This is a genomic window from Achromobacter sp. UBA2119 (assembly GCF_002331005.1).
In the GTDB taxonomy this organism is placed as follows: Bacteria; Pseudomonadota; Gammaproteobacteria; order Burkholderiales; family Burkholderiaceae_B; genus Achromobacter; species Achromobacter animicus.
The window spans coordinates 24,944-38,883 of the sequence record NZ_DCYD01000004.1; the positions used below are offsets into that span (position 1 = coordinate 24,944).

A 13,940-nucleotide genomic window follows, 5' to 3' on the forward strand; every position below is an offset into this window, starting at 1 on the left:
AGACGTGTTTCCCGACTTTCGACATCCCAAAGCCTACGTCAGCCTCATCCTGCTGATCACGATGTTCCTCGTGCCCGTCGTCATGGGCACGCCCTTCTGGACCAACCTCTTTGTCCTGCTGTTCGTGTTTTCCGCGCTGTCGGTCGCCTGGAACATCGTGGGCGGCTATGCCGGCCAGTTGTCCCTCGGCCATGCAGTGTTCTATGGCATCGGCGGCTACACGGCCACGCTGTTGACGCAGAACTTCGGCATCTCGCCGTGGATCGGCATGTTCGCGGGAGCCGCCATTTCCGCGGCCGTCGCCATTCTGATCAGCTATCCCACGCTGCGCCTGCGCGGACCCTTCTTTGCGCTGGCGACCATCGCCATCCTGGAAGTGGTGCGCCTTCTGGTCATCCACGAGGAAAGCTGGACTGGCGGCTCCAGCGGCATCAGCCTGCCCTTGAACATCGGCTGGGCGTGGATCGTGTTCCGCGAGAAGATCAACTACGTCATCATCGCGTTCGGCCTGTTCCTGCTGGTGACGTGGGTCTCGTGGTACATCCGCAAGTCGCGCATCGGACACTACCTGATCGCGATCCGCGAACGCGAGGATGCCGCGCTGGCCGTGGGCATCCACACCGTGCGCGTGAAGATCATCGCCGCCGTGGTGTCCGCGGTGCTGACCAGCATCATCGGCACATTCCACATCACCTACCTGACCTTCGTCGATCCCAGCTCCGCGTTCTCGCTGGAGCTGTCCATTCAGGTCGCGATGTTTGCGCTGATCGGCGGGTTGGGCACCGTTTCCGGCCCGATCGCGGGCACCTTCCTGGTGCTGCCCATCGCGGAACTGGCGCGCGGCTGGCTCAGCAGCGTCGGCAACGGCATGCACGGATTGATTTACGGCCTGATCCTGGTCGCGGTGGTGCTGACCATTCCGCGTGGGCTGGCAGGTGCGTTCGGGCCGTTCATCGAGCGCATGCTGGCGCGCCTGCCCTACCTTGGCACGCCGCCGGCCAAGCTCAAGCTGGCCGACGAGATCCGCATCCGTAACGCCACCCGCAGCGAGCAGCCGGTCCTGAAGGCGGAGGGACTGTTCAAGAGCTTCGGCGGCCTGCGCGCCACGAACGACGTATCGCTGACGCTCAACCAGCACGAAATCCTGGGCATGATCGGGCCCAATGGCGCGGGCAAGACCACGGTGTTCAACCTGCTGTCGGGCTTTCTGTCGCCGGACAAGGGCGACATCACGATGCGCGACGAGCAAGGCAACTGGGTCACCTGCAAGACGCCCGACGCCTTTGCGCACAAGGGCCTGGGCCGCACGTTCCAGATCGCCAAGCCGTTCACGGGGCTGACGGTGTTGGAAAACATCATGCTGGGCGCGTTCATCCACACGTCGGACCGCGACGAGGCCGAGCAGATAGCCCTGAAGGTGGCCGAGCAGACCGACCTGGTGAAGTACCTGAACACCGAAGCGCGCAGCCTCACGGTGGGCGGCATGAAGCGGCTGGAAGTGGCGCGTGCGCTGGCGATCAAGCCGCGCATCCTGCTGCTGGATGAAGTGATGGCGGGCTTGAACCCCACGGACATCGAGAAATCCATCCAGATGATCCGTCGCATCCGCGATTCCGGTGTTTCGGTGCTGCTGATCGAACACATGATGCAGGCCACGATGGCGCTGTCCGACCGCATCATCGTCCTGAACGAAGGGGGCGTGCTGGTCAGCGGCGCTCCCAAGGACGTGGTCGAGAACCCGGCCGTCATCGAAGCCTATCTGGGCAAGGAGTATCAGGATGCTTAAGGTGTCGAATCTGACGTCGGGCTATGGCAAGAGCCAGGTGCTCAACGGCCTGAATTTCGAGGTGAACGCGGGCGAGATCGTCACGCTGATCGGCGCCAACGGCGCGGGCAAGACGACCACGCTCAAGACGCTGTGCGGCGTGATTGCCGCCACGCAGGGCAAGGTGGAGTTCGAAGGCCAGGACCTGACGAACCGCGAACCCTACGACATCGTGGACGCCGGGATCACCATGATTCCCGAAGGGCGGCAGCTGTTTCCGCACTTCACCGTGCGGGACAACCTGCTCATGGGCTCGTACAAGCGCGCCGCGCGGCCGATCGTCGAGCGCAAGCTCGACGAGGTGCTGCGCATCTTCCCGCGCGTAAAAGAACGGCTGAGCCAGTACGCCGGGTCGCTGTCCGGCGGCGAACAGCAGATGGTGGCGATTGCGCGCGGCATGATGGCGGACCCGAAGCTGCTGGTGTTCGACGAACCCTCGCTGGGGCTGTCGCCGCTGCTGGTGCAGCAGATGTTCGACATCATCCGCGACGTCACCTCGCACGGCGTGACGGTGCTTCTGGTGGAGCAGAACGTGTTTCGCACGCTGCGGCTGGCGGATCGCGGTTATGTGCTGGAAAACGGCGCGATCGTGCGCACGGGCACGGGCGCGGAATTGCTCAGCGACCCTCACGTCAAGAAGGCCTATCTGGGCCACTGAAATCCAAGGACGAACGTCTCATGTCATTACGCTGCACATTCATCGACCATGGCAAGGGCGGCGCGCCCGACTGCATGCGCATCACCGAACGCGACATGGAAGCGCCGACGGGCCGCCAGGTGCTGATCGAAGTAGCCTATGCGGGCGTCAACCGCCCGGACGTGCTGCAACGGTCGGGGTCCTATCCTCCGCCCCCGGGCGCCTCGCCCTATCTGGGCCTGGAAGTGTCGGGCACCGTCGTGGCGGCCGGTCCCGAGGTGCAAGGCTTGAAGGCCGGCGACCAGGTCTGCGCGCTGACGCCGGGCGGCGGCTATGCCCAGTACTGCCTGGCCGACGAGCGCCATTGCCTGCCGGTGCCGCGCGGTCTGGATCTGCTGACGGCCGCGGCCATTCCCGAAAACTACTTCACCGTCTGGACCAACGTGTTCGACCGAGCACGCCTCACCGCAGGCGAAAAGTTTCTGGTCCACGGCGGCTCGAGCGGCATCGGCTTGACGGCAATCCAGCTCGCACGCGCATTCGGCGCGGAAGTCTGGACCACCGTGGGCAACGCACAGAAAGCAGACGCCTGCCTGAAAGCCGGCGCGCACCATGCCGTGCAGTACCGCGACGCAGACTTCGAGGCCGTCGTGCGCGAGGGCACGGGCAACGTGGGCGTCGACGTGATCCTGGACATGGTGGGCGGCGCCTACATCAACAAGAACCTGCGGTTGCTGGCCCTGAACGGACGGCTGGTGCAAATTGCGTTCCTGGAGGGCAGCAAGGCCGAGATCGACGCCCTGCCCATCATGACCAAACGGCTGCAATTCACCGGATCCACGCTGCGCCCGAGGTCCGACGAGGACAAGGGCGCCATCGCGCAATCGCTTGTGCAGAAGGTGCTGCCACTCATGGAGCAAGGAAAGTGCCTGCCCCTGATCCACGAGGTCTTCCCGCTGGCCGAGGCCGCGCGCGCGCACGCGTTGATGGAAAGCAGCAAGCACATCGGCAAGATCATGCTGCAGGTGCGGCCATGAACGCGCGCTTTACCGGCCAGACCATCATCGTCACGGGCGCGGTCGGCGGCATCGGCTCGGCCATCGTCGAGGCGTTTCTGGCCGAAGGCGGCCGCGTGGGTCTCGTCGACTTCAATGCGCAGGCCGGGCAAGCCTACGAGAAGGAACTCCAGAAGCGTGGCCATGATGTGTGTTTCGTGCCCACCGACGTCGCGCATTTCGACCAGTGTCAGGCCGCCTATGACCGCATCACGCGCGAACTGGGCGCCGCCACTGTCCTGGTCAACAACGTCGGCATCTCGCCCAAGACGAACGGCCGCGCGCTGAAGGTGTGGGAAATGCCGCCGGCGGAGTGGAATAACGTCGTCTCGGTGAACTTGAACAGCGTGTTCTACATGACGCATCTGGCCACGCCGCACATGGTGCAGGCGCGGCAGGGACGCGTCATCAACATGTCGTCGGTGGCCGGCAAGGCGTACTGCGATATCGTGGCGGCGCATTACGCGGCCACCAAAGCCGGGCTGATCGGACTGACGCGGCACTGGGCAGCCGAGCTCGGCGAACATCAGGTGACCGTGAATGCGCTGGCGCCCGGCCGGATCAGTACACCGCTGCTGAAAAGCGTGCCGCAGGAAATCAACGACGCAGTGGCGGCGATGACTGCGCTGCGGCGCCTGGGCACGCCCGAGGAAGTGGCGGATGCCTGCCTGTTCTTCGCGTCCGATCAGGCCAGGTTCGTGACTGGGCAGGTGCTGGACGTGGCGGGCGGCTGGCTGATGACCTAGCCCGCTAAACGCTCAGTCCTGCACGCCCAGCCGGTAAACCACCGTGTCCAGGCGGCTGACGCCCGCAGACTGGAACTTGGGTTCCTTATCAAGAATGTCGCGGCGGTCGATGATGACGGCGGGCGAAACGTCCGAGAAGATTGCCTGCACCTCGCTGTCGACCACGGAAAACGGCGGGCCTGCCATTTCTTCCTGCGGATAGTCCAAGGTGATGAGCAGGCCGCGATAGGACGGCGACAACTGCCCGTAGACGTGGCGCACGTAGCTTGCCCGCATCGCGTCCGGCAGCGCCACGAGCGCCGCGCGGTCAAACACGCCCACGCAATGCGACAGCACCTGCGCATCCATCTTGAAGATGTCTCCGCAGACGATCTCGATGTTGCCGGCCACGTAGTGCGTGCCGTATGCGGAGTCGTGCTTGACCGGCCGCAATTCGTTTTCGGTGAAGAACTGCTCCACCGCAAGCTGCGAGAGCTCCGCGCCCAGCACCTGATGGCCCTGCGCGGCCAGCCACACCATGTCCAGCGACTTGCCGCAAAGCGGGACCAGCACCTTGCTGCCCTTGGGGACGTCAAGCGTCGGCCAGTACTTCTGCAAAAGCGGCGTGATCCGAGCCTGATGAAAATGCGTGCGCCCTTCGCGCCACCGTTCCAGCCAGAATTCCGCGTCCATGACTTGTCTGCTCCTCCTATGAATACGTGTCGCAACTGCACAGCGATGTTTGGCACCCGGGCGGCACCGGACGACGCCCGATCACGCCGGGTGGCGCGCCGGGAACAGCCTGCCCGCGGCCATCGCCCGAGCGCCTGATCGTACGCAATACGCGCTCGGGCATTGTAGTGCTGGTCTGAAATGTCGGGCGCGGCCGCCCCGCCGGCGCTTCGTCCGCGATGGTTCCGGTATCGTATGGGCCCGACATGACGCCCGGCGGCCCTTCTCATGCTTGCAGCGCTTCGCATCCGTCTTTTCTCTCCGTTGCTTCTCGTCAGCGTTCTGATGGGCCAGCCAAGCCATGCCCAGGACGCGTCGCAGCTGGACGACGCTTATCTTGCAGAGCTGCGAGCCGAGAACGACGCGCTGCGTGCGCGCATCCAACAGTGGCCCCCTGCCCTGCAGGCGCAGAACGCGCAGATCTCCGCGGCGATGCGAGCCGGCAATCGCCAGGAGGCGCAGCGCATCGCCGAAGACATGGCGCGGCAGGCGCCCGCCGACGCCGACATCAGGCTGTTCCTGGGAAAGCTGCACGGTCAGCAAGGCAACATGGCGGCGGCGCTTGCGTTATTCGAGCAGTCCATCGCATTGAATCCCGACAACAGATGGGCGTACGTCAACAAGGCGGGCGCGCAGGCCGAGCGCGCGTACCTGCCCAACGCGCTGGCGACAACGCAGGTGCTGACCGCTAAGTTTCCTGGCTGGAGCATCGGCTACAACCTGCAGGCGTCGGTGCTGGATGCGTTGAACCGCCCGGAGGAAGCGCTGAGCGCCTTTGAAAAGGCCGTGCGCGCCAAGCCGGCCAGCGCACTGATCCTGACGAATCTGGGCAACCTGCAACGCAGGCTTGGGCGTCTGGCGGACGCCCGCAACTCCTACGAGGCCGCGCTACGCCTGCAGCCCGGCTACGCCTTCACCGAAACCCAGTTGGCAACGCTGCCCCAATAGGGCCAATGCGCCCGGAGACCCCATGAACCGTCGTCCCCTGCTGCTGATGCTGGGCAGCCTGATTGCCGCGCCGCTGCGCGCCCTGGCCTCACCCGCCCGCGATGCCATCGTCCGCAAGGTCTATGCGGCGCCGGACGCCAGCCTGTCCTACACCCCTCAGCACGCGGCCTTGGTGCGCCTGCTGCGGGTGCAATGGATGCCGGTCGAATCCGGCGCGCCCGGCATCGATTTCGAGCAACCGCTGCTTGGCGGCGCCGATACGCTTGCCACGGCCCGCGGTGCGCTGAAGACAACCGACGATGCGCTGGCCATCCGGCGACTGGCCGAAGTCTGCCGCCTGGTCCCGCGCTATGTGCAATTTATCGGCAGGTTGCAACCCGGCCGTTACGCCGTGCCAGCCGAAATGCGCGAGGCCTTCGACTTTCCGGAAAGCGGCGTGGATGCGCAGGCCATGTTCAATCTACGCAAGGAGCATCTTGTCCTGCTGCGCGCCGCGGTCTGGCGCGAAGTCGACGATCAGGCGCTGGGCGCGGTTTTGCGCGAAGGGGACCGCTTCTGGCCCATGCCCTACATCGACGGCAAGCGTCCGTATGGAAATTCCAGTTACTACCAGGTCGACATTGGCCGGCTGCTGGGCGAACCCTATGCGGTGGACGCCAAGGGGCACGCCATCACCGACCCGGTCAAGGACGCCCGCTTCGAACGTCTGCACTATGAAACGCTGGCAGCGCTGCAGGTTTTCCTGAGCCATTCCGCCGCGGTCAAATCCAAGCGGTAATGTCGGCGGGCCCCGCGCGGCCGGCTAGGCGCGGTGCATGAAGCTGCGGATATCGTCCAGGATCGGCACCGCGGCCAGCAGCATCAGCAGCAATGCCAGCGGCCAGGTCGACCCGAAGCCGAAGTTGAAAAACGAATACGCGCCCGTCACGCCGCCGACGAAGAACAAGGTCACCATCAGGCTCAGCACGATGAGCTTGCCGCGGTCGGCCAGCACCCGCGGCATTGACTGCGGGTCGCCTTTCGCGACGTTCCAGTAGAACAGCTTGCCAAGCTCGATACCGATGTCGGTCACCATGCCCGTCACGTGCGTGGTGCGGATTTCGGACCGGGACACCTTGGTGATCATCGCGTTCTGCAGACCCATGATGTAGCAGAGCAGCATCACCGTGCCGGGCACGTAGAACCAGCGCAGCGTCTCAAGGTTGGCGCCCAGCAGGCCGAAGATCAGCAGCAGCACGGCCTCGAGCAGCAACGGCAGCGCGTACTCGCTGGCCAGCCGGGACCTGCGCCCGAAGTTGATCAAAAAGGCGGAGCTGGCCGCCCCCGCCATGAACGACACCAGGGCCGCTAGCCCTTGCAGCACCACGATCACCCCGCCAAGCGCCATGTGGTCGGCCATCATGGACACGATGCCGGACATGTGGGAGGTGTACTGCTGGACCGCCAGGAACCCGCCCGCGTTGACGGCGCCGGCGGTGAAGGTCAGCAGATAGGCAAGATGGCGATTGGCTTGCGGGCTACGGCTGACAGCGGTCAGCCGGCGCAAATACGGGATGGTCACGCCTGTCCTTTCAAAACAAGAACGTGTTCACTGCAATTCGGAATGACATTCTAGTCGCGGCGGCGGCGCGCCGATCAAGGCCTTGAAACCGGATAGTAAACGCCGCCGAGCGCGCCGTTCAGGCCGCAATATGGCCGGCTGGCTGCGTCGGCGGCCTCGGCCGGCGGGTTTTCGGACAGCACGAGACCGTATCCCTTGCGCGACAACGTCAGGGTCCAGCCCTCGGCGTCGACCGTCTCGATGACCACCGCATTGTTCTTGACCGCGCCCGCGCCGCGCACGTCGCACACCCAGCGGCCATTTTCCGGATGCGCCGCGGAGCCGTCGAATGCCAGGCTGCCATCCGGCTGCCGTTTGATCGAAATGCCACCGGCGAGGTTTTCCCAATCGCCTTCAAAGCCTTGGCGGCGCTTGAGCACCAGCGACGACAGAAAGGCGTCGCGATACTTCAACCGGTCTGCCAATTCCTTTTGGGGCGGGTCGTTGCCGGGCGGCGACGCGTAGGCCTCGTCCCGCACCTTGACGAACCACCGCTGGTCTTCCGTCAGCGCCTTGCCCGTCGCCGGATCGAAGGTCATTCTGGCCTTGCCGAAGTGTTTCGCGATGCTGGCATCCTGTTCGGCCAACCCGCTATCGGCGCAGATCGCCTTCTCGACCGCCGTCCGGGCCCTTGCGCAATCGAATGATGGCTTGCCGGTGGCCCAGGCCGCCGGACTGCACAGCACGATCGACAGCGCGAACCCGGCGGCAAGACGATTCACAGGGCAAACTCCCGCAGATTCTCGACCCGCGCCGCCAGGCCGTCCGCGCCCAGATAGTGGCCCAGCTTGCCGGCGCGCACGCGTTTGAGGTCTTCCTGATAGCGAGTGGCCATCGAATCGCGGACCTGCGCATACGCTTCGGCAATGCCCTCGCCGCAGGCCTGGGCAACGAGACGCGCGGCATCGGGCGATCCGCACGCGACGCAGCGCGCAATACCCAGCGCGTCGGCGTCGGCGCCCCGCGCCAGCAGCGCGGCGACCAGCTCGGCAGGCGGCTCACGATCGAAGCGGTGAATGGCCGTGGGGCTGACCGGCGCGCCCGCGTCCAGCAGCGCCTGCGCCGCCGCATACGCATGCTGCATCAGCGCGACGTCCAGCGCCTGGGCGCTTCCGCGCAGCGGCGCATCCAGGCGCACGCCCTGCGCCGACAGACGGCGCACAAGGGCCGCGTCATCCTGCGACAAAGCGTGCTGCAAGGCCAGCGCGGCCAGGCCAGGCTTGGCGGCCAGCGTTCCGTCCTCGAGCGGGCCGCGCCAGTCGACCAGCGCCTGCCGGTAGAAGACGGCCACGCGGTCGGCCAGCGACTGCGGCATGCCGTGACCCGACACGCGCTCATCCAGATACTCCAGAACGCGCAGGCCGGGGCTGTCTTCGTCTTCCTCGGGGTCGGTTTCCAGGCACAGCGCGGCAAACGCGGCATGCAGGTCCGGCGCGATGGTCGCGATGCCATCCTGCTGCAAGGCATGCGTCCAGCCCGGCAGCCCCTGCTTCCACGCGACCACGCTGCCTGCTCTCGGCCCCGGTTCCACGGCGACGTAGATGCGATCGCAGTATTCGAAACCGCCTATCGGCAGATAGCGCAGCTTTCCATTCCACGTCGCGCCATCCTCGGCGGCGGCTTCCTCGGCGCACTCCTGCTCGTGCTCGATCCACCCTTGCAGGTCGCGGTACTGGTCGCTGCCGTCGTAGAACAGCTCGGACCAGCTCAAGGCCTCTTCGTTGCCGTCCATCTGCGCGCGCAGATCGTAGGCCAGCTCGCCGCCGGCGGTCAGCCGCCACAGGTCGAGCAACGCCGGCGGCAGCGGGCCCTCGCACTGCGCCTCGATCTCGGCGATGCGGGCGTCGGACATCGGAGGTTGCACATCGATCAGCAGGCGGCCGGCAAACACCGCGATGCCGTGCTCACGCAACGCCAGCAGTTCGCCAGACGTGAAAAACTCGCTCATGTTGAAACTTCAAGGTTGGAGACCGGTGCGATTTTACTAGCGGGGGGTGAAGAATCCCCGCACTAAGATGGCCGACCGCCGTTGGTGTACGGAGTTTGCCCTTGGCCTTCAACACGAGAATGCATGACGCCTGGCTGGTGCGGAACGGCGCTGGCGCGCCGGTCCATCCATGAACGCGGTTCGCGTCAGGCGGCGCCGGCCTCGCGCAATTGCTGGCGCCGGTATTCGCCCTGCCGCACATGCATCCAGCCCGGATACTCCGGCGGCAGCGCGCTGACCTTGTCCAGCGCGGCCAGTTCGTCCTGCGTCAACCGGATATCCGTGGCGGCCAGATTGTCTTCCAGCTGATCCACGCGCTTGGCGCCGATGATGACGCTGGTGACGACCTGCTGGTGCAGCAGCCAGGCCAGCGCCACCTGCGCCACCGACACGCCGCGCGCGTCTGCGATCTGCCGCAGCGCATCAATGCTGTCGTAGGCGCGCTCCCGGTTCACGGGCGGGAAATCGAACGCGACGCGGCGGCTGCCCGCCTCGGCCTCGCCATCACGGCTGTACTTGCCGCTGAGCAGGCCGCCGGCCAGCGGACTCCACACCATCAGCCCGACGCCCTCGCTCTGCAGCATGGGAACCAGTTCCCGCTCCAGATCGCGGCCGGCAATCGTGTAGTACGCCTGCAGCGACTCGAAGCGCGCCAGCCCCAGGCGCTGCGCGATGCCAAGCGCTTTCATGATCTGCCACGCGGCCCAGTTCGACACGCCGATGTAGCGCACGTGGCCATGCTGCACCAGCGTGTCCAGCGCGCGCATGGTTTCCTCGACCGGCGTGGCGGGGTCAAAGCCGTGGATCTGATACAGGTCGATATGGTCCAGCTGCAGGCGGGACAGACTCTTCTTGACGCCATCCAGGATGTGTACGCGTGAATTGCCGCGGGCATTGACGCCCGCGCCCGTCTGCCCGAAGACCTTCGTCGCGATCACGACGTCCTCACGCGGGATCTTCAGATCGCGCAGCGCCTGGCCCGTGATGATTTCCGAGCGGCCTTCGGAGTACACGTCCGCCGTGTCGATGAAATTGACGCCCGCGTCCAGCGCGCGGCCCACCAGCCGGTTGGCGTCTTCCTGTTGCAGGCTGCCGATCTTGCTCCAGAGCTCGCCTTCGCCGCCGAAGGTCATCGTGCCCAGGCAAAGCTCCGAGACGAACAGGCCCGTGCTGCCGAATTTCTTGTATCGCATGTGTGCTCCTTCAGGGGCGGGCGAGCGCGCCGGGCCCCGGAGTGGGACACCGCTGCGGCAGCCTGCCGGGGTGCGGACAGTATGCGTCCGGCGAGCCACGCGCACGCTGCATGATCCTGCCCTTTTTTTGCCCGATTCTCCGGCCCGGCAGCCGATTCAACGCGACCCGTCGTTTTCTCCGGAATTCCTGCCTAATCCTCCGTGCCCCCATGCCGGCCGGCGCGGACCGCGCAAGATGGCAATACACTGGCGGACACCCAATTCTCTGCCGCCGCCGCCCCTCTTGTTTACGGGCGGCGCGCCCCCGGGAGCCCCTCGATGTCCCTGAATTCTGCCCGATCCCTCGCGCCCGGCATTGCCGCCCAGGACGCCGCCTGCGAACTGGCGCGGTCCGAGCTGCTCTGCACGCTCGAGCGCATGACCGGCAACCTTGAAGGGGCGCTGGATACGCCGGTCGAAGGCCTCTACCTGCATCGGCTGTCGCAGCCGTCGGGGGCCAAACCGGTCGTGCAGAAAGCGGCTCTGGCTGTGATCGCGCAAGGATCGAAGCGGCTTTTCATCGGTGACGAGACCTATGAATACGATCCCTTCCATTTCCTGATCTCTTCGGTGGATCTGCCCCTCGTGGCCAAGGTGTCGGTGGCCAGCCCGACCCTTCCTTATCTGGGCTTGCGGCTGGACCTGAACCCCGAGGAGATCACCGCGCTGATCAGCGACGAGAACCTGCCGCCGCTGGTGCCGGCCGAAGCCTCGCGCGCGCTTTGCGTCAATCCGCTGGGCAGCACGCTGCTGGACGTGGTGCTGCGCCTGCTGCGGTTGCTGGACACGCCGCGGGACATTCCGATCCTGGCGCCGATGATCAAGCGTGAACTGCTTTACCGCCTGCTGATGAACGGCCAGGGCGTCGTGCTGCGCCAGACGGTGCTGCAGGACAGCCAACTGAACCGCGTGGCCAAGGCGATCCGCATTCTGCGGGACAATTTCGCGCAACCCCTGCGCGTCGAAGAGATTGCGCGCGACGTCCACATGAGCGTGTCGTCGTTACATCATCATTTCAAGCAGGCCACGGCCATGAGCCCGCTGCAGTATCAGAAGCACCTTCGGCTGCAAGAGGCTCGCCGGCTCATGCTGACGGACGATGCCGGCGTGGCGCTGGCCGCGCATGCCGTCGGCTACGAGAGTTCATCGCAGTTCAGCCGCGAGTACAGCCGCCTGTTCGGCACGCCGCCGCTGCGCGACAAACAGCGTTGGAAGGACGAGACGGCGCTGGCCGCCTAGCCACGCGCAATCTGCCGGTTTCCGGGCAATTGCCGCAAATCCTCGAATACGATCCGTAGTCCCGCCAGGCTCAGCCGATCCAGCCGGGTGCGCCTGATCCCGCCGGGAACAGGGCCGCGCGCCGTATCATGCGGGGCACCGACGACTCTCGAGGAATTTGCATGCACGACCTGAATGACCTTTATTACTTCGTCGAGGTCGTCAAACACGGCGGATTCGCGCCGGCCGGCCGGGCGCTGGACATCCCGAAGTCGCGCCTGAGCCGCCGCATCGCCCTGCTGGAAGAACGCCTTGGCGTGCGCCTGATCCAGCGCTCCACCCGAACGTTCGCGGTGACCGAATTGGGCCAGGAGTACTACGACCAATGCCTGGCGATGCTGGCGGGCGCCGAAGCGGCGCAGGATGTCATCGACCGCACACAGGCCGAACCGCAAGGCACCATCCGCATCGCCGCACCGCCCGCGCTCATTTATTACTTCCTCGGGGACGTGGTGGCGCGCTTCATGGAAAAGTGCCCCAAGGTGAACGTCTACCTGAAGAGCTTCAGCCGGCCGGTGGACGTGCTGCGCGAAGGCTTCGACCTGGCGGTGCGGGTGCGCTTTGGCGCCATCGAAAGCAGCGACCTTGTCATGAAGAACCTGGGCCTGAGCTGCCAGAGCCTGGTCGCGAGCCCCGCGCTGGCTCGCACCCTTCCGGATTCCGCCGATCTGCAGCACATCAGCCGGCAGCCGACCATGGCGCTCGGCACCGAGCAGCGCGAATGCCAATGGCGCCTACTGGGTCCCGACAACGCGCGCCTCGCGGTGCCGTTCATGCCCCGGCTCGTCACGGACGACATGCTGGCGCTCAAGCAAGCCGCGCTGCGGGGCGTGGGGGTCGTCGCCCTGCCGCTCCTGATGATCCGCGAGGAACTGGATGCGGGCACGCTGGTGCCCGTGGGCGCCCCCTGGCAACCCGAGCCCGGCAGCGTGCATGCCGTGTTCCCGTCGCGCCGGGGCCTGCTGCCCGCCGTGCGGGAGCTGTTGGATTTCATGGGAGACGCGTATCGTGAAAACGCGCGCTGCGAAGCTGCGACCCAGACGCGCCACGGCATCCCGACACTGCAACCGGTCCAATCGTTGTCCGATAAATAGAACGCTGAGAGTCGAAATTCCCGTCTACCGGCGCGGTTGTCCTGAAATTAATATCCTTCCTACGCACTCAGCGTTGCACAAAACACCGCGCAACACCGCGCACAACCTGAATAGACCAAGGAATCAGCCATGACCCGCCCCTACGTTAAGCTCGACAAGTCCCAAGCCGCCGTTCTGCTGGTGGATCACCAAGCCGGCCTCCTGTCCCTGGTGCGCGACTTCCAACCCGATCAATTCAAGAACAATGTGCTGGCCCTGGCTGATCTGGCCGAATACTTCAAGCTCCCCACCATCCTGACCACCAGTTTCGAAGACGGCCCCAACGGCCCGCTGGTCCAGGAACTGAAGGACAAGTTCCCCGACGCTCCCTACATCGCCCGCCCCGGCAACATCAACGCCTGGGACAACGAAGACTTCGTCAAGGCCGTCAAGGCCACCGGCAAGAAGCAACTGATCATCGCCGGCGTCGTCACCGAAGTCTGCGTCGCCTTCCCCGTGCTGTCGGCCATCGAAGAAGGTTTTGACGTGTTCGTGGTGACCGATGCTTCGGGCACCTTCAACGAAGTGACGCGTGACGCCGCTTGGCGCCGCATGGAACAGGCCGGCGCGCAACTGATGTCGTGGTTCGGCGTGGCATGCGAACTGCACCGCGACTGGCGCAACGACGTGGAAGGCCTGGGCACCCTGTTCGCCAACCACATTCCCGACTACCGCAACCTGATGGCCTCGTACTCGGCCTTCAAGGCGGCCAAGTAAGGTTGCCGCGCGGCCGGATTGCCGGCCAGACCACGCTGAGACAGCGGTGAAAAAAAGGCCCAGGCGAATTG

13 protein-coding genes and 1 pseudogene are annotated in these 13,940 nt (G+C 65.4%); 9 read left to right on the top strand and 5 right to left on the bottom strand.

Going from position 1 to position 13,940, the window contains the following annotated elements:
- Positions 1–4: 4 nt before the first annotated feature.
- Genes B3098_RS03080 through B3098_RS03095 form a run of 4 tightly spaced genes read left to right on the top strand, consistent with a single transcriptional unit; the run spans position 5 to position 4,263 of the window.
- Complete coding sequence (locus tag B3098_RS03080; protein ID WP_279972590.1) at positions 5–1,786, top strand: ABC transporter permease subunit; 1,782 nt, start codon at positions 5–7, stop codon at positions 1,784–1,786.
- Positions 1,779–2,483 carry an ABC transporter ATP-binding protein gene (locus B3098_RS03085; protein WP_056570664.1) on the top strand — a complete coding sequence of 235 codons (705 nt, stop codon included), beginning with the start codon at positions 1,779–1,781 and terminating at the stop codon, positions 2,481–2,483. Before B3098_RS03080 ends, B3098_RS03085 begins: the two co-directional genes overlap by 8 nt.
- Before the next feature lie 20 nt (positions 2,484–2,503).
- The gene (locus B3098_RS03090; RefSeq protein ID WP_286890757.1) at positions 2,504–3,499 is read left to right on the top strand and encodes an NAD(P)H-quinone oxidoreductase; all 996 of its coding nucleotides are present in this window, start codon (positions 2,504–2,506) and stop codon (positions 3,497–3,499) included.
- Positions 3,496–4,263 carry an SDR family oxidoreductase gene (locus B3098_RS03095; protein ID WP_175186586.1) on the top strand — a complete coding sequence of 256 codons (768 nt, stop codon included), beginning with the start codon at positions 3,496–3,498 and terminating at the stop codon, positions 4,261–4,263. Before B3098_RS03090 ends, B3098_RS03095 begins: the two co-directional genes overlap by 4 nt.
- A gap of 12 nt (positions 4,264–4,275) precedes the next feature.
- Here the strand turns inward: B3098_RS03095 and B3098_RS03100 are convergent, their stop codons facing one another.
- On the bottom strand, positions 4,276–4,935 hold the full coding sequence (locus B3098_RS03100) for a thiopurine S-methyltransferase (RefSeq protein ID WP_286890761.1): 660 nt from the start codon (positions 4,933–4,935) through the stop codon (positions 4,276–4,278).
- 267 nt (positions 4,936–5,202) lie between these two features.
- On the opposite strand from B3098_RS03100, the gene B3098_RS03105 reads away from it, so the two are divergent.
- Complete coding sequence (locus B3098_RS03105) at positions 5,203–5,922, top strand: tetratricopeptide repeat protein (RefSeq protein ID WP_279972584.1); 720 nt, start codon at positions 5,203–5,205, stop codon at positions 5,920–5,922.
- A gap of 22 nt (positions 5,923–5,944) precedes the next feature.
- Complete coding sequence (locus B3098_RS03110) at positions 5,945–6,700, top strand: hypothetical protein (RefSeq protein WP_286890765.1); 756 nt, start codon at positions 5,945–5,947, stop codon at positions 6,698–6,700.
- 30 nt (positions 6,701–6,730) lie between these two features.
- Here the strand turns inward: B3098_RS03110 and B3098_RS03115 are convergent.
- The 4 genes and pseudogenes from B3098_RS03115 to B3098_RS03130 all read right to left on the bottom strand — a co-directional run.
- A pseudogene (locus tag B3098_RS03115) lies at positions 6,731–7,483 on the bottom strand (YoaK family protein); the annotation flags it as partial.
- Positions 7,484–7,557: 74 nt separating this feature from the next.
- Entirely contained in the window at positions 7,558–8,244 is a 687-nt protein-coding gene (locus B3098_RS03120; protein ID WP_175138282.1) for a lysozyme inhibitor LprI family protein, read from the bottom strand.
- On the bottom strand, positions 8,241–9,470 hold the full coding sequence (locus tag B3098_RS03125) for an SMI1/KNR4 family protein (protein ID WP_286890769.1): 1,230 nt from the start codon (positions 9,468–9,470) through the stop codon (positions 8,241–8,243). The genes B3098_RS03120 and B3098_RS03125 overlap by 4 nt, the downstream gene beginning before the upstream one ends.
- A gap of 185 nt (positions 9,471–9,655) precedes the next feature.
- Positions 9,656–10,702 (bottom strand): aldo/keto reductase, encoded by a 1,047-nt coding sequence (locus B3098_RS03130; RefSeq protein ID WP_218343204.1) that lies wholly within the window; start codon positions 10,700–10,702, stop codon positions 9,656–9,658.
- Between the two features lie 318 nt (positions 10,703–11,020).
- Between B3098_RS03130 and B3098_RS03135 the strand changes: the two genes are divergently transcribed.
- From B3098_RS03135 to ycaC, 3 genes are all read left to right on the top strand, one after another.
- A complete protein-coding gene (locus tag B3098_RS03135) occupies positions 11,021–11,980 on the top strand; it encodes an AraC family transcriptional regulator (RefSeq protein WP_175125989.1) in 960 nt (319 codons plus the stop codon).
- A gap of 161 nt (positions 11,981–12,141) precedes the next feature.
- Positions 12,142–13,113 carry a LysR substrate-binding domain-containing protein gene (locus B3098_RS03140; RefSeq protein ID WP_286890774.1) on the top strand — a complete coding sequence of 324 codons (972 nt, stop codon included), beginning with the start codon at positions 12,142–12,144 and terminating at the stop codon, positions 13,111–13,113.
- Between the two features lie 129 nt (positions 13,114–13,242).
- On the top strand, positions 13,243–13,869 hold the full coding sequence (gene ycaC, locus B3098_RS03145) for an isochorismate family cysteine hydrolase YcaC (RefSeq protein ID WP_056570984.1): 627 nt from the start codon (positions 13,243–13,245) through the stop codon (positions 13,867–13,869).
- Positions 13,870–13,940: the final 71 nt, after the last annotated feature.